We start from the raw sequence: 24,518 nt of genomic DNA, 5'->3' as shown, positions 1-24,518 counted from the left end.
TCGGCTCGCGAAGGCTGTGTCGCGAATCGTCGGCATAATCGGATGCCACGCCGGCGGCCTTGCCCTCGTCGGCGGCGTGTCTGCGACACATGCCGACGACTGGTTGCGCAGGTCGCGGTAGGTGGTCTCGACGAGCTAGCCGCCCACGGGCTGCGGATGCCGCATGGCGTGCTGCCAGCCCGCGAACGCCGAGGCCAGGTCGGCCGCATCGTGCTCATGAAGCGCCGACAGGATGTGGGTGTGCAGGTCGAGGTCGGCGTCGCGAGGGTCGGGCAGAAGCGGGGCCGCGAGCCGGTGCCGATAGGCGGCGGTCGACGCGGTCAGGCAGATGCTGAAGCTGTGCGACGCCGAGCGCAGATGCTCGAAGAACCGGAAGCTCGATTCGATGTGCCGCGCTTCGGGACCGGCGCGACATGTGCGGTGGTGCGTGTGCATCGCGGAGAGCGTGTCGCGGTCGGCTGCGTGCACGAGTGACTCCACGAGGGTGAGATGGGCGGCCGCCCAATCGCGAACCACGTGCTCGGCCTGTTCGATCGTGAACGAGACGAGGCGCGTGTATCGCGCAGCGGCCACGGCGACGATGCCCTGGTGCTCGAGTCGTTTGATCGCTTCGCGGATCGGCGTCCTCGACAACCCGAAATGCTCGGCGAGCACCTGGTCGCGCAGCTCGTGGCCTGCAGCGAGATTGCCCTCGACGATCGCGGTGAGCAGGAGGTCGTACACCTGGTCCACCGCCGAGGTCCGCCGCGATCCCAGCGCGCCGGAGTTCGGCAAGAAGTCCACGGGCCCTCCAGAAAAAAGTAGCGAGTACTTTTCTATTATGCATACTGATGTCCAAAATGACAAGCGTGGGTGGTCGAGTGGCGTGCGAGTCGTCGGGAGTTTTGGATGCCACGCCGAGGACGATGCGGTGTGTGGCGGCGTGTCGGCGAGGCATCCCGACGACTGGTCGCGGGCGGGCGGGCGGGCGGGCGCCGCTACAGCACGAGGAGCAGGATGAGCATGGCGTTGTAGACGATGTGGGCGATGATCGCGCCGCCGATGCGGCCGGTGAAGACGACGATGAGGGCGGCGGCGAGGCCGAAGGCGAAGGTCGAGAGGCCGGTGACGAGCGCGAGCGTCGGGCTGGGCGACTCGAGCGTGTGCAGGAGCGCGAAGAGCGCGGAGCTCGCCAGCACGGCGATCACCGTGGAGGTCGTGCGGGATGCGCCCGAGGCATCCGTCGCGTCACGCAGTGCGGGCAGGGTGAAGCCGCGGAAGAAGAGCTCCTCGATGACCGGGCCGAGCAGCACGGGTGCGAGCAGCAGCGTGAACCACGCCATGGTCGGGTCGATCTCGAGCTGCAGGCCGGTGCCCGACATGCGGCCGAGGATCGCGAGCTCGATGACTGCCGAGACCCCGCGCATCATGAACCCGGCACCGACACCCCAGAGCAGGTCGATGGGCTGGAACAGCGGGCGCGCGAACAGCGGCCCACCGTCGCGGCGTCGCAACGCCCGCGCCGCGACGATGAGCACCACGCCGAGCGGCACCCAGACCACGAGGTATGCGCCGAGCGCTTGCAGCCACGCCGGCACGATCACGGTGCGCACGAGCCACGTCCAGGCGAGCATCGCGAGCACCGCGACGACGATGCCCGTGGCCGCGAGCATGACACGATGTTGCGATCTCGTTTCCGGGGCCGGGTCTGTCCCAGTTCGGGGGATAGGCTTTTCCTGGGGCATGGCTCCGAGCGTATCGGTGGGGGCGTTCATCCTTGGTTCACCGGGGGTGTGCAGACTTCGCAGCGGGGAAAACAGGGGTGGGATGAACGGCAGAGTTCGGTCGTGCCCGGAGGTCGGCATGAGTACATCGCCTTCTCAGGTGTGGCACGATAACAACGGCGAAGGTGCCGTCATTTCGGGTGGGGCGAGCCTCGCTTGTTCATCGCGGGTAAGGGTGGGGTTCCGTGGAACTGCGTGACTATGTGCGCGTGTTGCGTCAGCACTGGGTGCTGATCGTGGCGCTCACTCTGCTCGGCGTCGCCGCCGCCGCCGGGTACTCGATCCTGCAGACGCCGCAGTACAGCTCGTCGGCGAAGGTTTTCGTGTCGACGTCTGGCGGAGCATCCGTCAGCGAATTGCAGCAGGGCAACTCCTTCACGCAGCAGCGCGTGAAGACCTATGCCGATCTGGTGTCGACGCCGATCGTGCTCCTTCCCGTCATCAACGAGCTCGGACTCGAGACCACCGGTGAGCGGCTCGCCGGCCAGGTGTCGGCGTCCGCGCCGCTCGACACGACGCTCATCCAGATCACCGCGACCGACAACGACCCAGCGGCCGCCGCAGCGATCGCCACCGCGGTATCGCAGAGCCTCACGCAGGTGGTCAGCAACATCGAGACGACACCCTCGGCCGCGAGCGAGGAATCGGATGCCTCGCGGCAGAGCCCGGTGCGGCTGACGCTCGTGCAGCACGCCGCCGTGCCGCAATCGCCGATCAGCCCGAACGTGCCGCTGAACATCGCCCTCGGCGCGCTCGTGGGTCTCGCGCTGGGCGTCGGCATCGCGGTGCTGCGCGCGACGCTCGACACGCGCATCCGCAACGAGCGCGATGTCGAGCTCGTGACCGAGACGCCGATCATCGGCGGCATCGTGTTCGACCCGAAGGCCAAGGAACGGCCGCTCATCGTGCACGCCGACCCGCAGTCGCCGCGGGCCGAGTCGTTCCGCACGCTGCGCACGAACCTGCAGTACCTGGAGCCGGGCCGTGGTGACCGTGCGTTCGTCGTGACCAGCTCGATCGAGTCCGAGGGCAAGTCGACGACGGCCGCGAACCTCGCGATCGCGCTCGCCGACTCGGGTGCACGGGTGCTGCTCGTCGACGCCGACCTGCGGCGGCCGAAGGTCGACACCTACCTCGGCATCGAGGGCGCGGTCGGGCTCACCGACCTGCTCATCGGCAAGGCGGACCTGGCCGACGTGGTGCAGCGCTGGGGCCGCAACCACCTGTACGTGCTGCCCGCGGGCCGGATCCCGCCGAACCCGAGCGAACTGCTCGGCTCGGCGCAGATGGTGAAGGTCCTCGAAGAGCTCAAGAACACGTTCGACGTCGTGCTGTTCGATGCACCGCCGTTGCTGCCGGTGACGGACGCGGCGGTGCTGGCGCGCAGCGTCGGCGGCGCGATCATCGTGGTCGCCGCCGGCCGTGCGCACAAGCAGCACCTGCGCGGCGCGATCGCGGCGCTCGAGAACGTCGATGCGCCGATCTCGGGTGTGGTGCTCACGATGCTACCGACCAAGGGCCCCGACGCGTACGGCTACGGCCGGTACGGGTACGGGTACGGCTACGGCTACACGTCGCAACCGCAGGAAGAGGCCGTCAGGTCATGACCCTGCATGTCCTCGTCGTCTGCACCGGCAACATCGCCCGGTCTCCGCTCGCGGAGAGGCTGCTTCGCGCGCGCTTCGCCGCAGCGGGGGTCGACGCGGTGGTGTCGAGTGCGGGCACGGGGGCGCTCGTCGGTGAGCCGATGACGCCCGAGGCCGCGGCGCTCGCGCAGCGGTACGGGGCCGATCCGGCCGGGCATGCGGCACGCCAGCTCACGCCGGCTCTGCTCGAGAACGCCGACCTGGTGCTCACCGCGACGCGGGCGCACCGCGCCGAGGTCGCCTCGACGCTGCCGAAGGCCGCGCGCAAGGCCTATACGCTGCGCGAGTTCGCTCGGATCGCCGAGTTCCTCGCCACCGAGGAGGCCGCCGAGTTCGCACCCGTTGCGGGGGAAACCCCAACCCCGCTGCTCGAGACCGCGTCCATGTCGCGCGGGTTCGCCCCACCACCCGAAACACCCGAATCTGACAACGTCGTCGACCCGTACCGCAGGCCGTCCGAGGTTTACGAGGAGGCGGGCAGGCTGATCGATTCAGCCACCGCATCCGTCGTCGCCGCGTTCGCCACCGCGGAACGAGCCGGTCGTGGCGCCGCGTAGGCCGAGTGGGCCCCGTCGGCCCAACCGCATTGCGCCGTGGATGCTGATCGGCATCGCGCTGTTCGTCGTGGCCGATGTGCTGCTCGTCTGGGCCGCGATCGTGTCGGCGCGCACGCCGCCACCGCCAACCGAGCGTGTGGCGACGCCTATCGAGGTCGAGGTCGACCCGGGCATCGAGTCCGAGCCGCCGGCCACCCCGCAGGACCTCACCGTCGCCCGACCGGTCGCGCTGATCGCCGCCTACGATGCTCTCACCGCGTACCGCGCGATCACGGGGGAGTGCCCGGTCGCCCCGCCCGAGATCGAGGTCACGACCGACGGCGGCGTGAGCTGGAACCCGGTGGGCGTGACGGATGCCTCGTCGATCTATGCCATCACGCCCGAGGGCGCGAACACGCTGAGTGTGATCGCCCGAGACAGCACCGGGTGCGAGCCTGGCGTGTACCGCAGCTTCGTGCAGGGCGCCGGCTGGACCAGTGCGGCTGAGCTCGACGCGCGGTGGCGGCTCGACTCGGGTTCGGTGATCGCCCCGGGGCCCGTGACGACGACCCCGTGCGAGGCGCCGGTGCAGGTCGCTCCGATCTCGCCCGTCCGCGCAGCGGTGCTGTGCGCCGACGCCGTGGTGCACGTGACCTCCGATGCCGGAGCCACGTGGACGAGCTCATCGCCGATCTCGGGCGCCGCGGCGATCGCCGCCCGCGAGGACACGCTGCTCGTCGCCCTCGAACGTCAAGGCGAGTGCCCGGGCCTGCAGGTTGCGTCGCTCGACGCATCCGCCGGGCTCGCCCTCGGTGGCGCAGGAGCCTGCATCACGACCGAACCCACCGACGGGCACACGGCACTCACGGTGTCGAACGATGGCGCGATGGTGTGGCTGTGGTCGAACGGTGTGGTGGCGCGGTCCGTTGACGGGGGGCAGTCGTGGTGACGACCGAGGTGCGTGGGGAACCGGCTGGGCGTGCGGCGGAGCCGGGTCGTGCCGGGCGACCGGTGAGTGCACGGGCGAAGGCCGGCCGAGGGTCGACCAGCGAGTGGTCGACGCGGCTCGCGGCTCGTGTCCGGTTCACCGACGGGCTGATCCTCGTCTGGGTCGTCTTCGGGACGCAGATCGGCTGGGTGCGACTCGACTCGTCCGTGATGGGGTTCAGCGGCTCGCGCGGTGACATCGAGATCAGCTATACGCTCGTGTCGCTCGCGATCGTCGTGGCCTGGATGATCGCGCTCGAGTTGTACGACACCCGATCCGTCAGGGTGCTCGGCGTCGGCACGCAGGAGTACAAGGGCATCGCCGACTCGGCGCTGCGATTGTTCGGCCTCATCGCGATCATCGCGTTCCTGTTCAAGATCGACGTGGCGCGCGGATACATCCTGATGGCGTTCCCGCTCGGGATCGTCACCCTGATCTTCTCGCGATGGATGTGGCGCCAGTGGCTTGCCATGTGGCGGCAGCGAGGGGATTTCTCGTCGCGCACCCTCCTCGTCGGCTCGCCGGAATCGGCGACGGTGATCGCGCGCGAGCTCCTCAAGCACAAGGAGGCCGGCTACCAGGTCGTCGGCGCATGCGTCACCCAGGGCTCGTCGCTGATGACGCACCTGCCGAACACGAACGTGCCGGTGTATGCGGGCGCGGACCAGGCGCTCGCGACCATGCGGGACCTCGGCGCCGACACGGTGATCATCACGTCGAGCGACGAGATGGACCCGGAACGCGTACGTCGCCTGAGCTGGGGGCTGACTCCGGGCGCCGAGCACCTCGTCGTCGCACCCAGCCTGATCGACGTCGGCGGTCCGCGAATTCGGACCCGCCCGGTCGCGAACCTGCCGCTCATCCATGTGGAGACGCCCAAGTTCGAGGGTCGGAAGCTCGTCGCCAAGCGCGTGTTCGACCTCATCGCATCGGCCGGGTTGTTGCTCGTGCTGTCGCCGGTGCTGATCGTGGTGGCGCTCGCCGTGAAACTCACGTCGAAGGGGCCGGTGCTGTTCAAGCAGGAGCGCGTCGGCATCAAGGGCAAGCCGTTCAAGATGCTCAAGTTTCGCAGCATGGTCGTGGATGCCGAAGCGCGACTCGCGGCGCTGCAGGCGCAGCGCGACGCGGGCAACACGGTCATGTTCAAGATGAAGGATGACCCGCGAGTGACGAAGGTCGGGCGGGTGCTTCGGCGGTACAGCTTGGATGAACTGCCGCAGCTGATCAACGTGCTGCTCGGGTCCATGAGTCTTGTCGGGCCGAGGCCGCCGCTGCCGCGCGAAGTCGACGCGTACGACCAGCACGTGAACCGGCGGTTCCTGGTGAAGCCGGGGATCACCGGGCTGTGGCAGGTGAGCGGGCGATCGAGCCTTCCGTGGGAAGAGACCGTGCGACTGGACCTGTATTACGTGGAGAACTGGTCGTTGACGGGGGACATCGTGATCCTTTGGCGGACGGCGAAGGCCGTGGTCGCGAAGGATGGGGCGTTCTGACATCGCGTCGTCCTCAGAAACACCACGTTCCGCAACGAGATTGGAAAGTACGCATATGGGAACGATCTTCGTTGCAGTCACGGGACAGCGGGATAATATCGGTGATTCGTTGCTTCGCCGTCCCATGCTCGCAGCGACCGACCCGACGAGTACCCGTCATGTGCTCGTCGGGGACGGCGCAGAGGACTACGCATCCAACCTCGGACTGGTCGACAGCGACGTCCTGTACACCGACCGCCGGGCGTGGCTGATCGCGCTGGCCAAGTCCGCGTTCAGCCGTCGCACTCACCTGATGCTGAATGCCGGAGAAGCGACCCTCAACGCCCGATACGTGGGCGATCGCCTGGTGCTCCTCCCGATCTTCATTCTCCTGCGCGTGCGCGGTGGCCGAGTCATCCAGACGGGGGTGGGATTGCGTCGGACCGACAGCCGTTGGACGCGGCCGGCCCGCCCTCTCCTGCGACTGACGGCCCTGCTGACGTGGCGTGACGGGGTGTCCCGAAACTCCGCTCGGATTGGCCAAGTGCAGCCGGATTGGGCATTCCGGGAAGGAGCGCCGACCGAGGTTCTGGCGAATCGACGCGCATCGCGTGACGAACGGACGGTGATCCTGAGCCTGCGCGGTGACCGACCAGAACCCGATGCTGACTGGCTCGAGGCGGTTCGAGACGCGCTGTCGGCCGTGAAGGCGACCCCCATCATCGTCTGCCAGGTGCGACGAGACGAAGCTCGCTCGCGGTGGTTGGCAAACAGGCTCGGCGCTGAATATGTGCATTGGGCGGAGGAGACGACGCACCTGGAACAGGAAGCGATCCTCCGTGCGCGATATTCGAGGGCCACATGGGTGGTGTCGGATCGGTTGCATGTACTCATCGCTGCGCTAACGGAGGGAGCGGCGATTCTCCCTTGGGCTCCAGATCGGGGAGCGAAGCTCGCCCGTACCCTGGAACCCGCGGGCCTGTCATATCGCCTGAAGCGCCCAAACGTCGACGATCTCCAGGTGCTTGCAGCAGAAGACTTGTCAGCGCTCGATCGTGCCCGGGGGGCGCTGAGCGGTGTCGTCGCCAAGATCCGCGCATTGACCGGGAACCCGGCGACCGGAAGACCGCTGACGGTGCTGCACTCGATTGCCGCCCCCGGTTCTGAGACACGCTATGCCACGCATATGCAGGGAACGGCGGGTGAGGGTGTCGAGGTCCGGTTCTTCTCCTGGCAGGCCGCGCTCCTCGGCGGGTACGACGTCTTCCATCTCCATTGGCCTGAGCACCTCGTCGGTGTGAGCGACGGGCCGCGCGCACGGCTGCGGTACCTTCTGCTTCGGCTGCTGTTCCTTCGGCTCCGGTTGCGACGGACGCCCGTGGTGCGCACGCTGCACAATCTGGTGCCACATGACGACAAGACGAACCCCAGGGTTCGGGAAGTGACGCGACGTTTCGAAGCGCTGACCGAGGTGGAGATCCACCTCGTCGATGAGGCCGGCGAGCGGGATGCCGCGCAGACGTTCTATATCCCGCACGGCTCGTACGTCGAGGTGTTCGGGGCCCACCCGCACGCGGACCCGGTTCTCGGCCGCTTGATACACTTCGGCCTCCTCAAAAAGTACAAAGGCGTCGAAGCCTTGCTCGCCGCGTTCGACGAACTCGACGAGCCCAATCTGCAGCTTCGTATCGTGGGCAAGCCGATCGACGGAGACACGGCGCGCACGGCGAAGGCTGCAGCCGATCGCGACAAGAGAATCACCGTCGAGCTCGCTTTCGTTCCCGACGCTCAGCTGGTCGAGGAGATCTCGAGCAGCGAACTCGTCGTGCTGCCATACAAGGAGTTGCACAGTTCGGGCGCGGTGCTGGTCGCGCTTTCCGTGGGACGGCCTGTGCTCGTTCCGAGCGGTCCGACGAGTCGCGCGCTCCGAGAGGAGGTCGGAGACGCATGGGTGCATCTGTTCCAGCCGCCCCTCTCGCCGAGTGACCTCTCTGATGCGCTCGACGGCATTCGTCGACGACCCGAGGGCCAACGTCCCGATCTCTCGGCCCGAACCTGGGAATCGGTACGCACCGCGCACCGGCGTGTGTATCTTGCAGCGATGAACCGGAGGGGCTGAATGACCAGCACCGACGGACTGGGAGCGGCCGCCTCCCGAGGTGCGAAATACACGATGCTCGGCCAGATCGGCCGCATCCTCGTTCAACTGGTATCCGTCGTTCTGCTCTCTCGTCTGCTCGATCCTTCCGACTTCGGGCTGTTCGCGATGGTGATCGCAGTGATTGGTGTCGGCGAGGTGTTCAGGGACTTCGGCCTCACACAGGCGGCGGTGCAGGCCCGGACGCTGTCCCGAGAGCAGCAATCGAATCTCTTCTGGCTCAACACGGGAATTGGACTCGCACTAAGCGTGGTGGCGTTCCTCGCCTCCTGGCCGATTGCTGCACTCTACGACGATCCGCGGCTCATCCTGCTGACACAAGCGGTATCGATCGTGTTCCTGGTGAACGGCCTCGGCACCCAGTACCGCGCTCAGCTCACGCGAGAACTCCGATTCTTCTCGCTCGCCGCCATCGAGCTCGTGGCGCAGGTCATTGCGCTCGGCGCCGCCGTCATCGTGGCGATAGGGGGTGGCTCGTACTGGGCCCTCGCCGTCCAGCAAGTCGCCGCCGCTCTGCTGGCGCTCGTCCTGTTGTTGATCGTCACACGGTGGCTCCCCGGACGTTTCTATCGCGGAGTCGGCACGATGGCGTTCCTCAGGTTCGGGGGGTTCCTCGCGGTCGCGCAGGTTATCACGTACGCCAGTAAGAACGTGGATTCGGTGATCATCGGTGCGCGTCTCGGCGCGACAGACCTCGGGTTGTACAACCGCGCTTTTCAGATCCTCGTGCTTCCGCTGAACCAGATCAATGCGCCGGCGACGCGGGTGGCATTGCCGGTCTTGGCACGTCTCCAGGACGAACGCGCGCGCTTCGAGAAGTATCTCCTCACGGCACAATCGATCCTGTTGCAGCCAGTTGCCGCCGGCTTCGCGCTCGGGGCTGCACTCGCAGAGCCGTTGATTCGGATTGTTCTCGGTGAGGGATGGAGCGGTGCGGTTCCGATTTTCCAGATCCTCGCCATCTCGGGCATCTTCCAAGCCGCCGCGTACGCGAGCTACTGGGTCTTCCTCGCGCATGGACTCACGAAGTCTCAGCTGTACTGGGCATTGGTCTCCAGGCCATTCATCATCCTCGGCGTGGTGATCGGCTCGTTCTGGGGGCTGGAGGGCGTCGCCTGGGGATACACCGTGTCGACCGCTCTGGTCTGGCCGGCCGGGCTCCTGTGGATTCGTGCCGCAGCGAAAGCTCCGGCGCTCGCGATGTTCTTGAACGGGCTGCGAGCGACGATCGCCTATGGAGCCGCGGGTGGCGCTGCGGCAGCTGTGTACAGGGTCCTCGCCGACAGCGAGTTGTGGATTCAGCTGGTCGTCAGCACGACTGCGTTCGCCGCGGTGGTCGCGATCGCGGCGCTGGTGTGGCCGAGGTTCCGTGCCGACCTTTCTTTGGTGATGCACCTTCGTGGAGCCCGCCGGAAGTTCTGATCCGGGGAGGACGTATTCCGTCGGTCGAGCCGCCCAGCGCGGTCGTACCTACTCGAGGGACCGAGGCACCGTGGCCATCGTGGGACGCATCGGTCGCGGTCTGTCCGATTGGGGCGTAGCCGTGGTCACCCCAGATTTGGATTGGGCGCCCGCCTGCAAGCCCGCGACCACGCCGACCAGGATCCAGAAGGCGACCGGGAAGCCGCGGTTGGTGAAGAGCGGAACGGTAATCGACGTCGCGACCGCGCACACGAAGGTCACAAGGAGTGGGAGGGCAGCAGCCCGCACAGATGCCTGTCGGGCGGCTCGCACGAGGAGAACGCACACTGCGGTGAGGAGGATCACCTGAGCGACGAGTCCGGTGACGCCGTAAGTCATCGCGGTGCCGAACCATTGCGACTCCGGTGAATGCCAACTCAACTGAGCCGGGTAGACCCTTCCGGGTTCTCGTCCGCCGAAGACGGCCTCATAGGTTCCGTTACCCCATCCGGTTATCGGGCGATCCGAAATCATCGGGATGGTCTGCTCGAGCCAGATACGGAGTCGATAGTTGAGCGTGCTCGGCAGCCATTCCGGTAGTCCGGGAAGTGCAGTACCCCCTCGTCCGGCGAATTGCTGGTTGAGCCGCACTTCGATGAGCGCGCCGAAGGCGACCGCGCCGACGACTCCGACCGCGCCGAAGAGCAGGATCACTTGCCTCCCGAAGCCAGCAGCGCGCGCGCAGAGGAGCACCGTCACCGCGGCTGTAAGCACTACCGAGAAGGTGAGGGTGGTTACCAGGCAGACGAAGGCGAAGAGGAGGGCCCAGATCGCGAGCGGTCGGAAGTTGGACTTCTCAAGCCGCAGTTCCGTTGCCTTCCCTGCCTTTGGTGTGTGTCTGGCGGTGATGATGAGGATCGCCAGTGCTGCAGCGACGACGATGATCAGATAGCCGCCGAATCCCGTCCAATGACCGACGAGACCGGTCGCTCGGGTGAGTCCGTCATTCTCGAGGCGTCGGAGGGCGCCGGCTCCAGGCGCAATCGTCAGGACGAAATTCGTGATGGCAGGAACCCCGAGGGACTGACCGATCGCGAGCGGAGCGATCACGAAGATCGGCAACACGAACGAGCGCAGAAATCTCAGCGCATCCATAGCGGTGCGCACGGCCCCACGGGCCGCCAAGTATCCGGCGAAGTAGAACAGTGGAGAGAGCATACCGACGTAGTCGACGTTGAACGAGAGTTCGACGCTGTTCACCAGCTCGACGATCACCAGCACGACGACGAAGGCCGCCGTCGCGATGTCTACCCCCCGGACACGCGTCGCAAGCAGGTCCCGCGGTGGAATCGAGGTCAATGCGATGAGCGCCGCCAAGGCGACGAACATGTGCCAGGGGCGCACACCCAGCGCCGCAATTGGCGATGCGAGCCCGCTTCCGGCCGCCGCGAAGCCGAGTAGCAGCCCGATCCAGACGGTGCGTCGCGAGTGGACGTCGCGGACGACCGCGACGTCGAGTAGTCGGGCGTTGCTCGTCACGCCGCCGTCAACCCGAAACGTACGTTGCGACATCGCTCGCAAGCCGTCGTGGCGAACGTGCCACCCGTGCGCCGGTTGCTGGATACCCGATCGCGACCATCGCGATCGGAACCTCATGAGCCGCCAGCCCGAGGCCGTCCCTCAGACGGTCGGCCTTCGCGCTCGTGAGAGACAGGTTCAGCATGCACGACGTCACGCCGAGCGCGTGGAGTGCGGAGACGAAGTTCATCAGGAAGATGCCGCCATCGATCCATGCCTGATTGCGTTCGCCGGCCTGCCCGAACAGCCGGAGATCGACTGAGATCACAGCGGTGACCGGAACGCTCTCTCCGAAACCTCGATTCCCGTTCTGATAGGCGAGCGCCTTCGCCGACGCTGCTGCTCCCTCGAAGAATCGCACCTTCCAGGGCTGCCGGTTGCAGACCGACGGCGCCGTCGCAGCGAGCTCGACCGCGCTGTCGAGAACGGCGCGCGGTACCTCGCGCGCGACATCGAAATGTCGAACGCTCCGGCGCGTGGTGAAGAATCGCCGTGCAGTTTCGGGGTCGAGTGCGCCTCCGGCTGTACCGAGGACGGGAGCAAGGGTCGAATCCTGGTCACCCCCACCATTCCAGGCACAAAGTGCCGAGGTGGCCTCTCGTGCGTATTCTCGAGCCGGATACTGGGCTTCCATACGGTCGGCGAGTGTGCCCACCTTGTCGAGGCGAACGAGCAGGTCAGAACCGAACGGACGCTTCGGTGTGGGAAGCGTCAGCCCTTTCTCGACCCGGTGATAGTCCTTGGTCAAGTGCGTCTCGAGATGCCGCGGGTCGCTGCGGTCGGTGAGTTCGGATACGAGCGGCGTGGCAAAACGCTGATACCGACGCCAGTCTCTTAAGAAATCGCGGAACAGACGGTATCTCGACCGCGCACGAACCAGCGCCGCCTTCATCTGGTTTCCCCCATCGCAAGCGCCCCCATCATCTCGTTCACGCGAGCGTCCCAACTGTGTTCTCGCTCGACCGACGCTCGCCGCTCAGCTCGGGCTTGCCGGCTGTCCGACTTCGCCGCTCGAAGCGCATCGCGAACCACCTGAGCCATTGTCGCGTCGCCTGACGAATCGTACATGTGTACGTCTGCCCCAGCTGCGCGAAGAGCATGCGCATCTGCAGAGGGTGAGCACGCGACGATCAGCCCCAGTGCTGCGTACTCGTACAGCTTCAGCGGACTGTGATACATGACCGAACTCGACGACTTTTCGTGACCGGCGAAGCCGATCGACCAAGCCTGCATACGGTCGAGAGCAGCATCATGCGCGAGAGGGCCGACGAAGGTGACGACGTCGGCGAGGCCGAGCCGCCCGGCGTCACCCGTCAGGCGTTGAATTTCGGGACCGTCGCCGATAATCTCGACACGCATTCCGCCTGCGATGTCAGGGTCAGCACGTCGCAGCTCCGCAATGGTCTCCAGCAAAGCATCCAGGCGGTGCCAAGCCACAACCGAGCCGACGAATCCGAGGATCGGATCGTCTGGAGTCGACTTGTCCTCCAGGTTCACGGTCGACGGGTCGGCACCGTTCGGAAGCACGAGGATCGATGACGACTTCAGGCCCGCGTACACCTGCAGCTCGGCCGCCAGCGCAGCACTCACCGCGATGACAAGGTCGGCCCGGCGCAGCGTCCTCCGCTCGAGCCACGTTGCCAGCCCTTCGAACGCGAGAATCTTCCGATCCCGTGCGGTCTCGCGAGCGAGGACGCCGTTGGCCTCGACGATTCGAAATGCGCGACGCTTCGCTCGGTGAAACGATGAGAGACTCTGGAACACGGCCACGCGTTCATACAACACGTCCGCGCGAGAGCTTCGGGACAGGGATCGCGCGAACACATTGAGTCCGCTCCAGAGCCCCGCGGTGATGCGGATCAGATCGGCCGCCATTACTTTGAGCTTTGAGCGAGAGACCGCCTGATAATCGGCTTGCCGAACCGTCGTGAACCGGCCCATGCCCGGGAAAGAGGACGCGAGCAGGATACGCACGTCTGCCCCGGATCGCTTGAGTGCGTCGGTGAACCCCAGGATGTGGGTTCGTGGCCCAGGGGTCGTGCTCGTCGGGCCGACGGAAATCCGGAAGCCCCCGATCAGATAGTCGACCTTCATTCGTCCCTCATGGTCAGCGGGCATCGTCGTGACGGCCGATCAGCGGTTCCACCGCAAGCCGGCTCGCGAGCCGGAGATCATCCTGTTTCAATTCATCCGACTCGCGGACGACGGCGAGTCCCTCACGTTCGACAAGCGCGGCGATCTGCTCCTGATGGTCGTCCACGTGTTCGTTCCTCGCGGATCGGCGCGGCACGACGACGGGGCGTATGCCCAGGTCGAGCAGTTTCAAGATGGTCCCGACCCCCGAGTGCGTGACGACGACATCTGCTGTGAGCGCGGCATCCTCGAAGGCGGCATTCGACATCAGCGAGTGCGTGGTTCCAGGTAGTCCGTCTCGTGCGGAGTAGCCGAGCTGCCACACGAGGTGCGCTCCGGGGCCGCTGACATCGATCAGACGGTCGATCAGCGAGTCGAAGCGATAGCCCTCGATGGTGCCGAGCGTGCAGAACACACGAAGTGGCGCTCGATCCGCAGGGGGAGCTTGCTTCGGCACCGAACGAAACCCCGCCAGAACACTCGAACGAAGCTTCCATCGCTTCGAGGCCCATGATGCGTGCTGAGTCCAGGTCGACGCGAGCGAACTTGCGGCGACGATCCGTCCGGTGAGCGACGGACCCTGTACGCGCGAGACGCTCTCGACGTAGTCGTTTGGAATACGCCGAAGTCGAGTCAAGGGGAACACCGCGAGCGCGATCCCCGCACCTGTGCTCATGACTCGGTCGAAGCGTTCCTGCCGGAGGAGTCGGCCGATGCTGGCCATTCCACGCGCGACGCCTCTCGCGTCTCTGGGGCGAATGTACGGGATGTACATGACGCGCCGGTCGTGGAGGAGCGATTCGCTTTGCGGCGAACGGAACGTGACCCACAAGGAGTCTTCGGAGCCGTCGAGATGCTCGGCCAGACGATGCAGTTGCGCGAGGTGGCCGCCCGTCGACGCAGCAAACAGGTACTTGGTCGGCATCATTCGCCTTCAGCGAGAACGGGCACGGACTCGAAGTTCCTGCGGGCGAGATCGATCACGGCTGGGAGGGCGGCGTCGGCAGTATCCTGCAGGCGCGCAGCGTGAGCGTCCAGGTACTCGATTGCCTCCAGTAGTTTCCGGCTCAGCGATGTGTCCGGCTCGACGCTGAGTCGTTCGAGCCCGAACAGGGTCAGGAGCCCGAGGACCTTGCCTTGAGTTGCGATCACGACGGGCAGTGTCGAGTTCGAAAGTGACATGATGGCCAGATGCATGCGACCGCTGATCACGATGTCCGCGACCTGCGTGAGCGATCGAACGGCAGCTGGACTCAGCATTCCCAATCGGTGGACCGGAATTGTCTCGTCGAGGCCGGCGAGGACTTCTGAGATCGCCCACTCGTCACCCTTCGCCCCGCGATCGACGTGGGGGAGCATCACGATCGCATAGCCCCTTGCGTGGAGCCAAGCGATCGCTTCCCGGTAGGCGGGCACTTGGTCCATTCGCGAGCCGACGAGTCCACTCGCGTTGACGAGCGCGATCTTTCGGTGTTGGTCGCGGAGACGGCGCGCCTCTTGAACCGCGGAAGCGTCATCGTCCTCGCGACGGAGAAGGAAGACGATGTCAGCGACATCTTCCACCGTCCGCGATCCCGCTCTACGCAGCCGTTCCGCAGACATCGGATCTCGGGCGCACATCGTGACGCCAGAGTTTGAGGCCAACTGCATCTGCTTGAGTGCGCTCCGGGTGGGAGCACTGTTCCAGCTGAATCCGAGCACGCGAGCCGAAACGCCATGATCGGAAGCTGCGCGAAGGATCCGCCAGCGAACTACCGAAGCGTGCGGGCTGTAGGCTCCGTCCATCACGTCGGCCCCGACCATGAACACCTGGGCAGCGGTCTCCAGCACCCGACCGAAGGCGCGCATGTCACGGATGTGACCGATGCCTCGCCCGTGCGTGAGGTGAGGCAACTCGATCAACGTCGCGTCGGGGCGGTCAAGGGAGATCGACGATGCCGATGGGACGACGATGGATACCGTCGTTCCTCTCGTCTGATCGAGGAAGGTCTCGAGCATCGCCTGGTCGCCGAGGTTGCCGCCACCTGGTGCAGCGATCAACACGATGCCGCTTCGAACTGCACTCGGGTGTCGTTGAAGGTGCCGACGAAGCACGAGTTCTGCCCAGTTGCCGACGAGGCGGGCCTTGGCCGCGTTCAGAACCCGCCTGGCTGCGTGAATGATTCTCATGCCCCTCTTCCGCAAGACTCATCCGACGCGCCCGTACGGTCGGCATTCGCTTCTACTGTGCCTGGAGACAGCCGGAGGACGAACCGATCAATCAATACGTTCATCCAGCTGTAACACGTCAGCGACGGCCGAAGGGACGAGTTGTTCGGCGCGGCAAAGCCCGTCTGCCGGTCTCGCACGCACGCCCCCCATTAGCTCGTTGCAAGCCAGTGCGGGCAGTCTATCTCGCGCCTCGAGAATGGTTAACCTGTATGAATGACTGAGGGCACGCGCGCAGGCACCACGAGCTCGAGCGGCCTAGAGCGCTCCTCGAGGTCCGCACGTTCCTCGCGATCGCCCTGTTCCCGTTCGACTCACTCTTCACGGTCCGGGTCTCGGTCTGCTCGCCGCCGTCGACGCGCCCGTCGGATCGTCTGGTGGAGCGTCGGTTCGGTCGCGCTCCTCCTCGTGCTCGCAGTTGCGTGGGTCGGCGTCCGGGCGCTCCTCGCCAAGGGCGAGCTCGAGGCTGCGGTGCCGCTCGCCTCGCAAGCGCAGGCGGAGGTGATCGCGCAGGACGTCGAGGCTGCGGTGGCGACGGCCGATCTCTTGGCGCAACACTCCGCGGAGGCCGCCGCACTCACGAGCGACCCCATATGGCGGGCCATGGAGGTCCTGCCCTGGGCCGGAGAAAACCTTCGTGGCATGCGGGTTCTTGCCGCCGCAGCCGACCGTGTTGCCGCGGGAGCGGTCTTGCCCCTCGCCGAGGCCTCCGCCTCACTCGATCTCGCTGCGTTCGCTCCCGTTGGAGGACGCATCGATCTGCAGCCGATCGTCGATCTGCAGGCTCCGATCCGGGACGCAGCAACCGCATTCGAGCGTGCGGACCGCATGATCATCGACGAGGGCGTCGACACCGCGGCTCTGATCGCTCCGCTCGCGGATGCGCGCCACCGTCTGAGGGAGGTGTTGGAAGAGGCGGCGCCCCTCATCGCCTCGCTCGACCGCGCGAGTCGACTGGCGCCTGCGATGCTAGGCGCCGAAGGGCCCCGCGACGTTCTGTTGCTTTTCCAGAACAACGCCGAGCTGCGATCGACGGGCGGCATCCCGGGAGCTCTCGCGCTGCTCCGCACGGACGGCGGCGGTTTCGACCTCGTGCAGCAAGCGAGCACGAGCGACTTCGCTCCGTTCGATCCGCCGGTGGTCGATCTACCCCTCGAGACCCGGGCACTCTGGGGAGAGAACACCGCCAGATATATCCAGAACGTGACGTTCACGCCCCAATTCCAGATCGGTGCGTCGGTGGCGCGGGAAATGTGGGCGCGCCAGTTCGGCAGTGCTCCCGCCTCCGTCGTTGCCGTCGATCCGATTGCCCTGAGCTATCTGCTTCGTGCCACTGGGCCGGTCTCGCTTCCCTCGGGTCATGAACTCACAGCCGACAACGCGGTGCAGCTCTTGCTGACTGACGTCTATGCCGAATTCCCGGATCCGTCTGATCAAGATGTGTTCTTCGCCACGGCGGCCGCCGCGGTGTTCGAGGCGGTGAGTAACGGCGGGATCGACCCGCGCATGCTTATCGAAGCGCTCGCGCAGGCGGGCGACGAACAGCGAATCTTGATCTGGAACGCTGATCCTGCCGAGCAGGCGATCCTCGAGGACACCACGCTCGCGGGCGGCCTGCCCACGTCGGGCGACGGCGATCAAGCCTTCGGTGTGTATCTGAACGACATGACCATGTCGAAGATGGACGCATATCTCGATGTGCAGATCGGCTCGGGCGTGCAGGTGTGCCGTGACGACGGGGTTCCGCAATACGAGGTCGAGGTCACGCTTACGAACACCGCACCGGGCGATGCGGCTGCAATTCTGCCGTCGTACGTGCTCGGCGGCGGATCCAAATACGAGCCGGGCCAGATCGCGACGTCGGTGCACGTGTACTCCGAGCCCGGCACGTTCAACCTGGGCGTGACACAGAACGGGGAGACCGCCGCGTATCATCCGACCTCCGACGCCGGCTATACGCTGAGCAAAGTCGAGGCGACGCTCGCCCCGGGGGAGAGCACCTCGTGGCGCTTCAGCTTCCTCGGCGACGCGCCGGAAACGCGCACTCCCGTAATTCAATCGACACCGATGATTTACAAAAATGAAGTGTCTGGACTCGCGCTTTCCTGTGACTTCTCTATAAGCTGAGGTTGTGGTGTCCATTCGGGGATCTGACATCACTTTCTCAGGCACAGTACGGGGGAAACATGAGGGGTACATCCATGCTTAGAAAGCTCTTTGCTGGCGCGGCCGTCGCGGTCGTCGCCCTGTTCGCGGCACCGGCCGCGGCGAACGCGTACGGCGAACAGCCGCCAATCGCGGAGACCGTCCAGGCGGGCGAGGCGGTCGCACTCACGTTTACGGGTCTGCCGCCGAACACGCCCTCCACCGCCGTTGCACCTGACGCCGTCACGCTCGCCATCCTGAAGGCGGGCACGGCTTCGAAGCCGACCGACGCGAACGGCTCGGTCACCTACACAGCATCGGCTACCCAGCCGGGCACCTACACGATCACGGTCACCGCGGGCCAGAGCGTCGCCACGGCGACGCTGACGGTCGTCCCGGCTGACGGCAGCGGCCCCGGCACGGGCCCTGGCACCGGCCCGGGCGCGGGCCCTGACAGCGGTCTCCCCAGCACCGGTGTGGACACGGTCCTGTTCATGTGGATCGGTGGTGGCGCCCTGCTGCTCGGTGCCGCACTGGTCGTCGTGCTCTCGACGGTCCGCCGCTCGCGCAACCAGGCCTGAGTCTCCGATAGAGCTCCGAGTGATGCCCGGGTCTACGGACCCGGGCATCACTGCGTCTGCGGGTTCGTTGCCTGAGGAGCTACGCCGAGCGCGAATGCGACGGCCAGGACACCACCACGGCGAGGACGGCGGCGCCAATGCCTGCACCGATGGTGTTCGCGAGCACGTCGCCCGCCGACGGATAGCGTTCGGGCAGCATCAGCCACTGCACGCACTCGATCGCGATGCTCGCAAGCGCGCCGACGATGATCGCGACCCACGCACGCCGTCGGCCAAGCAGCGCGGCGACCAGGAACCCCAGCGGCACGAACAGCATCACGTTCGCAGCGAACTCGACGAAGGCGTAGTTGAACCACGCCGGAACGCCGATCTCGTGCAACCGGTTCAGCACACCGCGCAATGCTCCTGACACGGGCCGGTCTACCGGTGTCGGCCAGAACGCGATGAGTGCCACCCCGCCCACATAGCCGCCGAGCGCCGCAAGGACAGGCTTCGGTCGGAGCACGGGGCGAGGCATGCCTCCACACTATGGATGCCGTGTGACGGTTGTGCGTCGCAGCGTGTCGGGCACTGGTTTCCACACCGAGCACACGTGAGGATGGAGTTAGGTCACACGGGGAGGGTCGGATGACAGAGATCGCGGTCGGAGTCAGCAACGCCGGAGCGGCGAGCGAGCGAGCCGTGCGGTGGGCGGCCGAACACGCAGGGGCCCGAGGCGCTCGTCTCCGGCTCGTTCACGTGGTCGACCGGGCGATCGAAGCGACCGGCGACGCCGAGCTGCTCCTCGCCGCGCAGACGGGTGCTCGCGACTCCCTTGAAGCTGCCCGCGTGACCGCTGACTCCGCCGCCCCGGGGATCGAGATCGTCACCGACCTTCAGCAGGGTCGCGCCGAGGAGGTCTTCGAGCGTATCTCAAAGTCCGTCGAGCTGCTCGTCGTCGCAACGGACTGGCACGGCGGGCGACGACCCAGCCGCCGCGGCGTGCACAGCCTCCGCATCGCCGCAGCGAGCCACGCGCCGGTGGCGGTCATCCCGGACGTCGACCTCACTGCCCGAAACGGCGTCGTAGTGGGCGTCGACGGGTCTCCCGAGGGGGCACGCGCGCTCGAATTCGCCGTGCACGAGGCGGAACGTATCGGTGAGCCGCTCATCGCCGTGCACGCGTGGGACATCGCGGTCATCGCCGGCGGCGAATACGGGTACGGCGTCGCGATGGTCGGCACCGACGAACTCAGCCAGGCGGCCGAGGAGCTGCTCGATGAGGCGCTCGAGTCGATCGTCAGCACGCACCCGAATGTCGAGATCGTTCGCCGGGTCATCACGGGCGACCCAGTCACAGCACTCGCCGATGAAGCCGTCGACGCGAAGATGCTCATCGTCGGCAGCCACGGCCGTGGCCCGCTTGCACGCTTCCTCCTCGGGTCGGTGAGCCACGGCGTGCTCTCGCACCTCGAAGCGCCCACGGTCGTAGTGCGCTGACCCGCATGACGAAGGTCGCCGAGCCGCGGAGCGCGACGCGCAGCCGCGTCGACGGCGTCGACACCGCGCGCGGGCTTGCCCTCATCGGCATGTTCATCGCGCACGCGGCTCCGGTTGCGGCAACGCTCGAAGGCGCCGAATTGCTCGCGATCGCCGACGAACGGCCGCGCCTGCTGTTCGCGCTCACCGCAGGGCTCGCACTGGGATTCATCAGCGGTGGCACACGCCCGACGCCGGCCGCCCGAGGGTTCGCCGGCGGGCCCGCGCGCAGGCGCCTCCGTATCCAGATCGGCATCCGCGCGGTCATCCTCATCGCGCTGGGTCTGATCATCACGGCGACCGTCGCGCCGCTCGTATTCATCATCCTCGACGTCTACGGGGTCGCCTTCCTCGTGCTGCTGCCACTCCTGTTCCTGCCGAAGCAGGTCGCGCTCGGTGTCGGCATCGTCGGTCTCGCGATCGCTCCGGGGCTCGCCGTTGTGCTGAGCCGAGAGCAATGGGTCGCCGACGCACGTCTCGCGCGGGTTAATCTGCCCGTCGATTGGTTCATCTCTGGTGCCTACCCGGTGATCGAGTGGGTCCCCGTCATGCTCATCGGCCTCGCCCTCGCGCGATACGGAATGACCAGGCCGGACGTCATCGCGTGGACGGCGTTGATCGGCACCGCTGCGGCAATCGTCTTCCTACCCGCCGGTGTCGCTCTGCTCGAGCTCGGAGCACAGCAGCAACTCGACCCGTCCATCGCGGCCTCGTCGGTCACCAGCTTCGCGGTGGGAGAGTCGCTGCAAGCGCTCGGCAACGTCGGTGTGGGGGCGCTCGTCGTCGCCGCGACCGTGACGCTCACCGGCCTCGCGCGCGAACGGGTTCGCCGCGTGGCATCCGCTCTGCTCTCGCCGATCACCGCGATGGGCGCGATGCCGTTCACGATCTACACCGTGCACCTCCTTGTACTTGCGGCCGCGATCCGCGTCGAGAACGGCTTCAAGACCGATGACTCGTGGCCGCTCACGATCGGACTCATCGTGGGGTCGATGGTGTTCGCCTGGTGCTGGCGCCGGTTCGTGGGGCGCGGGCCGCTCGAGATGGGGATGCGGTTCGTGAGTGGGCGGACCCGCAATGGCGGACCGCGCGCAACGTAAGACTTGTTCCTGGCTTTCGGGCCCGCGATTCTCGGCGCAGTTCGCCACGGAGCGCCGCCGATGTCATTCAGCCAGGGCAGATCTCTCCAGAATCGGCTCGATCGCTTCCTCGAGCACGGCCGACAAGGACGCGGAGAACGTTGCCGTCAGGTGGTGCGCGTCGCGATAGACGAGGGTGTCCCCGATGACTGTCGGGCACACGTCCTCGTTGCAGAAGTACTCCGTGAGGTCCACATAGGTCGTTTCTGGGACTGACGCTTCGGCGGCTCGGGTAGCCTCGTCCAGAGCATCTGATCGGGGGAGCGCGCAGGCTGAGGCGTTGTCGAGGTGAGCCGAAAGGCATATCGCGGGTGTCGCTCGCCCGTGAGGGCTATCAGCCATCACAACAACGTGAGAAGACTCATGCAGTTTGCCAACTGTTGTCGCCAGTGCGTCCCGCCATTCAGTGCCCGGATCAGGGCTGCCCGCGACTTGCGCCGACGCATAATTCGCGAGGATGACGATGTCCGGCGCGGTATCCGCGAGGCGATCAATGACGCCTTGGCGCCACGTTGAGCACGAGGCGTACGCCGGTTCAGGAAGTGACGCGGATGCGCAGCGACTCTTGGAGTTACTGTCGAGTCTGATGGTGCCACTCTCAGCGAGGCGCGCCAGGGCCGGGTACCACTGTGCCGCGTGTGAGTCGCCGAAGAGCGCCACCAAGGGAGCATCCCCATTGTCGCCGACCATGCAACCTGCGGGATCGCTTGAGCCCGATTCGCGGTGGCATCCGTTCTCGTACACCACTGGATTGTCGTGCTCTGCGCTACGCAGAGTTGGTCGCATGTTCGCCGGGACGTGATCAGTCCCGTCTGGTTGGGTCGTGACCTCAGCTGCCGGTGCCACGCTGCCCGAAGTGAGCGGCTGGCCCTGGGCTGCGACCGCTCCTCCGAGCGCAAGCACGACAACGCCGGCTGAGGCACCGAGTGCGGTCAGCAGGGAATGCCGGGCCGGGCGCTTTGCGGCCCGGCCGCTCTTCCTGAATGGTTCCTCGATGAATCGCCACGACAGCCAAGCCAGTGGAATGGCAAGAGCGCCAAGCGAGAGGGTTAGCCACGAGGGCAGGGGCGCCGACAGTCCGATCGCCTCCTGGGGAATGACGAGCAGGGGCCAATGGACGAGATACAGCGAGTAGGAGATCGCGCCGAGAAACAGCGCCGGTCGCACCGACAGCGACCTCGCCGGGCCCAGCCGCGTGCTTCTCCCGCTTCCCGCGAGGATGACGAGCGCGGTCCCAAGAACGGGGATCGCCGCCTGCCAGCCCGGGAAGGGCGTCGATGACGTGAAGACGAGTGCCGACGCCGCGATCATCCCGAGGCCGAGCCAGCCAACCAGAGGAACGCCGGGCAGCGAAAGCCAGTGCGGCGCGCGCGCGACCAGGAGCGCAAGCAAACCGCCCACGCCGAGTTCCCAGGCCCGCGTCGGCAACATGAAGAAGGCGATGGGCTGTGAAACGCCGGTGGCGATGATCGACAAGGCGAAAGACCCGATGACGAGAATGACCAATGTGATGAGCAGGCCGCGATATGACCGGCGGGTGAGCACGAACGCCGCAAGCATGAGAAGCGGCCAGATCAGATAGAACTGCTCTTCAATGCCCAGCGACCAATAGTGCTGGAAGACAGACGGCGCCGTCTCCGCGAGGTAGTTAGTTCCTTGCGCAGCGAAGAGCACGTTGGGTACGTATGCGGCGGTGGCGGCAGCAGCTTGAAGCATCGCCGGGTGCTGCAACGGTGGTAGCCAGATAAGTGCTGCTGCGACTGAGAGGATGAGTACCGCGAACGATGCGGGCAGGATTCGTCGCGCGCGTCGCGCATAGAACTGAGCGAACCGTAGCCGACCGGTTTGGTCGATCTCGCGCCAGATATGGCTCGTGATCAGGAACCCGCTGATCACGAAGAACACATCGACCCCGACGTAGCCGCCGCTCAGCACAGAAACACCACTGTGGTAGAGCAAAACGAGCAGGACGGCGAGTGCGCGGAGGCCTTGAATGTCCCCCCGGAACAAAGTTGGCACAGGCCGACCTTAGCCGACGGTTATTGCGCAGCCGTTACGTTTTGCGCTGCTCGGTTGGGTTTGGGTTGGGTCGGGTTGGCGACACGTTAGCCCAGCCCCTGTTCAGTCCGCCTCCGGCCCTGGGCGGGCGTGTCGTAATGAATCGGCCGGACTTTCGTTCCTATTGGATTGCTTGTCCGGCAGGTGCCGGGTGGGCTGATTTCAGGTCAGCGAAGTACGCGTTCTCGACCTCGATGGGGGTGCGCATGTCGAGCTCGCCGTGCAGGCGCTGGTTGTTCCACCACCACACCCACTCCAGCGTCGCGAGCTCGACCTGCTCGACCGTCCGCCACGGCCCTCGCTGGCGGATCAGCTCGGTCTTGTAGAGGTTGTTCACCGCCTCCGCCATCGCGTTATCAAAGCTGTCGCCGACGGTCCCGGTGGACGGGATCGCGCCGAGCTCGACGATCCGGTCGGTGTAGACCATCGCGGTGTAGTTCGACCCGTGGTCCGCGTGATGGACCAACCCGTCCAGCCGGCCGCCGGCGCCCCACGCGGCCATATCGAGCGCCTGCATCGGCAGGATCTCCGACCGCAGCGTGGCAGCGACGTTCCACCCGACGATGCGTCTGGAGTAGACATCGGTGACGAAGGCGACATACGCAAACCCGGACCACGTCGCGACATAGGTCACGTCACACACCCACAGTCGCCGAGGCGCCGGCGCGGTGAATCGCCGATTGACGAGATCCTTCGGGAACGACAGCGTCCGGTCGGAGCGGGTCGTGAACACCCGCTTCGACTTCCTCACCCCGCGCACTCCGGCCAGGCGCATGAGCCGTTCGGCTGGTCGCGGCCGATGTCCCAGCCTTGCCGACACATCAGCGCCTGCATCTTGCGGCGCCCGTAGACGCCGTAGTTCTCCATCGGTCACCAGCTGTGGGAGAGTCGCTGCAAGCGCTCGGCAACGTGGGTGTAGGGGCGCTCGTCGTCGCCGCGACCGTGACGCTCACCGGCCTCGCGCGTGAACCGGTTCGCCGCGTGGCATCCGCTCTGCTCTCGCCGATCACCGCGATGGGCGCGATGCCGTTCACGATCTACACCGTCCACCTCCTTGTACTTGCGGCCGCGATCCGCGTCGAGAACGGCTTCAAGACCGATGACTCGTGGCCGCTCACGATCGGACTCATCGTGGGGTCGATGGTGTTCGCCTGGTGCTGACGCCGGTTCGTGGGGCGCGGGCCGCTCGAGATG

General features: G+C 66.2%; 21 protein-coding genes. 11 read left to right on the top strand and 10 right to left on the bottom strand.

The features are described 5' to 3' along the window. Positions 1-135: 135 nt before the first annotated feature. On the bottom strand, positions 136-783 hold the full coding sequence (locus tag QU602_RS13085) for a GntR family transcriptional regulator (RefSeq protein ID WP_308796904.1): 648 nt from the start codon (positions 781-783) through the stop codon (positions 136-138). A 194-nt stretch (positions 784-977) separates the two neighbouring features. After that, a complete protein-coding gene (locus QU602_RS13080) occupies positions 978-1,652 on the bottom strand; it encodes a CPBP family intramembrane glutamic endopeptidase (RefSeq protein WP_308796903.1) in 675 nt (224 codons plus the stop codon). Positions 1,653-1,948: 296 nt separating this feature from the next. Between QU602_RS13080 and QU602_RS13075 the strand changes: the two genes are divergently transcribed. From QU602_RS13075 to QU602_RS13050, 6 genes are all read left to right on the top strand, one after another. Beyond that, complete coding sequence (locus QU602_RS13075) at positions 1,949-3,370, top strand: polysaccharide biosynthesis tyrosine autokinase (RefSeq protein WP_308796902.1); 1,422 nt, start codon at positions 1,949-1,951, stop codon at positions 3,368-3,370. Beyond that, positions 3,367-3,966 (top strand): arsenate reductase/protein-tyrosine-phosphatase family protein, encoded by a 600-nt coding sequence (locus QU602_RS13070; RefSeq protein WP_308796901.1) that lies wholly within the window; start codon positions 3,367-3,369, stop codon positions 3,964-3,966. The genes QU602_RS13075 and QU602_RS13070 overlap by 4 nt, the downstream gene beginning before the upstream one ends. Before the next feature lie 40 nt (positions 3,967-4,006). After that, positions 4,007-4,894 (top strand): beta propeller repeat protein, encoded by an 888-nt coding sequence (locus QU602_RS13065; RefSeq protein WP_308796900.1) that lies wholly within the window; start codon positions 4,007-4,009, stop codon positions 4,892-4,894. Between the two features lie 62 nt (positions 4,895-4,956). Next, a complete protein-coding gene (locus QU602_RS13060) occupies positions 4,957-6,426 on the top strand; it encodes a sugar transferase (RefSeq protein ID WP_308796899.1) in 1,470 nt (489 codons plus the stop codon). A 55-nt stretch (positions 6,427-6,481) separates the two neighbouring features. Then, entirely contained in the window at positions 6,482-8,524 is a 2,043-nt protein-coding gene (locus tag QU602_RS13055; RefSeq protein WP_308796898.1) for a glycosyltransferase, read from the top strand. Continuing rightward, entirely contained in the window at positions 8,525-9,985 is a 1,461-nt protein-coding gene (locus tag QU602_RS13050) for a lipopolysaccharide biosynthesis protein (RefSeq protein ID WP_308796897.1), read from the top strand. Positions 9,986-10,033: 48 nt separating this feature from the next. Here QU602_RS13050 and QU602_RS13045 read toward each other — a convergent pair whose 3' ends face one another. The 5 genes from QU602_RS13045 to QU602_RS13025 are packed head-to-tail and all read right to left on the bottom strand — an operon-like array spanning position 10,034 to position 15,844. Next, on the bottom strand, positions 10,034-11,503 hold the full coding sequence (locus tag QU602_RS13045) for an O-antigen ligase family protein (RefSeq protein WP_308796896.1): 1,470 nt from the start codon (positions 11,501-11,503) through the stop codon (positions 10,034-10,036). A gap of 7 nt (positions 11,504-11,510) precedes the next feature. Further along, the gene (locus QU602_RS13040; protein WP_308796895.1) at positions 11,511-12,434 is read right to left on the bottom strand and encodes a nitroreductase family protein; all 924 of its coding nucleotides are present in this window, start codon (positions 12,432-12,434) and stop codon (positions 11,511-11,513) included. Further along, the gene (locus QU602_RS13035; protein WP_308796894.1) at positions 12,431-13,636 is read right to left on the bottom strand and encodes a glycosyltransferase; all 1,206 of its coding nucleotides are present in this window, start codon (positions 13,634-13,636) and stop codon (positions 12,431-12,433) included. The genes QU602_RS13040 and QU602_RS13035 overlap by 4 nt, the downstream gene beginning before the upstream one ends. A gap of 13 nt (positions 13,637-13,649) precedes the next feature. Further along, positions 13,650-14,600: a glycosyltransferase gene (locus tag QU602_RS13030; RefSeq protein ID WP_308796893.1), complete on the bottom strand. Its 951-nt coding sequence runs from the start codon at positions 14,598-14,600 to the stop codon at positions 13,650-13,652. Beyond that, positions 14,600-15,844 (bottom strand): polysaccharide pyruvyl transferase family protein, encoded by a 1,245-nt coding sequence (locus QU602_RS13025; RefSeq protein ID WP_308796892.1) that lies wholly within the window; start codon positions 15,842-15,844, stop codon positions 14,600-14,602. Before QU602_RS13025 ends, QU602_RS13030 begins: the two co-directional genes overlap by 1 nt. A 447-nt stretch (positions 15,845-16,291) precedes the next feature. Here QU602_RS13025 and QU602_RS13020 point away from each other — a divergent pair, with 447 nt between their 5' ends. Then, positions 16,292-18,010: a DUF4012 domain-containing protein gene (locus tag QU602_RS13020; RefSeq protein WP_308796891.1), complete on the top strand. Its 1,719-nt coding sequence runs from the start codon at positions 16,292-16,294 to the stop codon at positions 18,008-18,010. A gap of 74 nt (positions 18,011-18,084) precedes the next feature. Beyond that, positions 18,085-18,609: an LPXTG cell wall anchor domain-containing protein gene (locus tag QU602_RS13015; protein ID WP_308796889.1), complete on the top strand. Its 525-nt coding sequence runs from the start codon at positions 18,085-18,087 to the stop codon at positions 18,607-18,609. A 79-nt stretch (positions 18,610-18,688) separates the two neighbouring features. On the opposite strand, the gene QU602_RS13010 is transcribed toward QU602_RS13015, so the two are convergent. After that, positions 18,689-19,126, bottom strand: coding sequence for a VanZ family protein (locus QU602_RS13010; RefSeq protein ID WP_308796888.1), 438 nt, complete (start codon positions 19,124-19,126; stop codon positions 18,689-18,691). 110 nt (positions 19,127-19,236) lie between these two features. Here QU602_RS13010 and QU602_RS13005 point away from each other — a divergent pair, with 110 nt between their 5' ends. Further along, complete coding sequence (locus QU602_RS13005) at positions 19,237-20,088, top strand: universal stress protein (protein WP_308796886.1); 852 nt, start codon at positions 19,237-19,239, stop codon at positions 20,086-20,088. 5 nt (positions 20,089-20,093) lie between these two features. Further along, on the top strand, positions 20,094-21,227 hold the full coding sequence (locus tag QU602_RS13000) for a heparan-alpha-glucosaminide N-acetyltransferase domain-containing protein (protein WP_308796885.1): 1,134 nt from the start codon (positions 20,094-20,096) through the stop codon (positions 21,225-21,227). A gap of 63 nt (positions 21,228-21,290) precedes the next feature. Here QU602_RS13000 and QU602_RS12995 read toward each other — a convergent pair whose 3' ends face one another. Together QU602_RS12995 and QU602_RS12990 are read right to left on the bottom strand one after the other, a co-directional pair. Next, positions 21,291-23,285, bottom strand: a complete 1,995-nt coding sequence (locus tag QU602_RS12995; protein ID WP_308796884.1) for an acyltransferase family protein — start codon at positions 23,283-23,285, stop codon at positions 21,291-21,293. A 160-nt stretch (positions 23,286-23,445) separates the two neighbouring features. Then, positions 23,446-24,099: an IS3 family transposase gene (locus QU602_RS12990; RefSeq protein WP_308800172.1), complete on the bottom strand. Its 654-nt coding sequence runs from the start codon at positions 24,097-24,099 to the stop codon at positions 23,446-23,448. Between the two features lie 104 nt (positions 24,100-24,203). Between QU602_RS12990 and QU602_RS12985 the strand changes: the two genes are divergently transcribed. Continuing rightward, on the top strand, positions 24,204-24,485 hold the full coding sequence (locus tag QU602_RS12985; protein ID WP_308796883.1) for a hypothetical protein: 282 nt from the start codon (positions 24,204-24,206) through the stop codon (positions 24,483-24,485). The last annotated feature ends 33 nt before the right edge of the window (positions 24,486-24,518 follow it).

The organism is Agromyces protaetiae (genome assembly GCF_030866785.1).
Lineage (GTDB): Bacteria > Actinomycetota > Actinomycetes > Actinomycetales > Microbacteriaceae > Agromyces > Agromyces silvae.
The sequence above is the reverse complement of the archived record's forward strand: the minus strand, read 5'-3'. Positions and strand labels throughout refer to the sequence as shown.

Coding starts and splice junctions, on each gene's coding strand:
- QU602_RS13080 (WP_308796903.1), bottom strand. CDS start 1,652: ATGCTCGCGGCCACGGGCATCGTCGTCGCGGTGCTCGCGATGCTCGCC.
- QU602_RS13070 (WP_308796901.1), top strand. CDS start 3,367: ATGACCCTGCATGTCCTCGTCGTCTGCACCGGCAACATCGCCCGGTCT.
- QU602_RS13065 (WP_308796900.1), top strand. CDS start 4,007: ATGCTGATCGGCATCGCGCTGTTCGTCGTGGCCGATGTGCTGCTCGTC.
- QU602_RS13055 (WP_308796898.1), top strand. CDS start 6,482: ATGGGAACGATCTTCGTTGCAGTCACGGGACAGCGGGATAATATCGGT.
- QU602_RS13050 (WP_308796897.1), top strand. CDS start 8,525: ATGACCAGCACCGACGGACTGGGAGCGGCCGCCTCCCGAGGTGCGAAA.
- QU602_RS13040 (WP_308796895.1), bottom strand. CDS start 12,434: ATGAAGGCGGCGCTGGTTCGTGCGCGGTCGAGATACCGTCTGTTCCGC.
- QU602_RS13035 (WP_308796894.1), bottom strand. CDS start 13,636: ATGAAGGTCGACTATCTGATCGGGGGCTTCCGGATTTCCGTCGGCCCG.
- QU602_RS13030 (WP_308796893.1), bottom strand. CDS start 14,600: ATGCCGACCAAGTACCTGTTTGCTGCGTCGACGGGCGGCCACCTCGCG.
- QU602_RS13025 (WP_308796892.1), bottom strand. CDS start 15,844: ATGAGAATCATTCACGCAGCCAGGCGGGTTCTGAACGCGGCCAAGGCC.
- QU602_RS13015 (WP_308796889.1), top strand. CDS start 18,085: ATGCTTAGAAAGCTCTTTGCTGGCGCGGCCGTCGCGGTCGTCGCCCTG.
- QU602_RS13010 (WP_308796888.1), bottom strand. CDS start 19,126: ATGCCTCGCCCCGTGCTCCGACCGAAGCCTGTCCTTGCGGCGCTCGGC.
- QU602_RS13005 (WP_308796886.1), top strand. CDS start 19,237: ATGACAGAGATCGCGGTCGGAGTCAGCAACGCCGGAGCGGCGAGCGAG.
- QU602_RS13000 (WP_308796885.1), top strand. CDS start 20,094: ATGACGAAGGTCGCCGAGCCGCGGAGCGCGACGCGCAGCCGCGTCGAC.
- QU602_RS12990 (WP_308800172.1), bottom strand. CDS start 24,099: ATGCGCCTGGCCGGAGTGCGCGGGGTGAGGAAGTCGAAGCGGGTGTTC.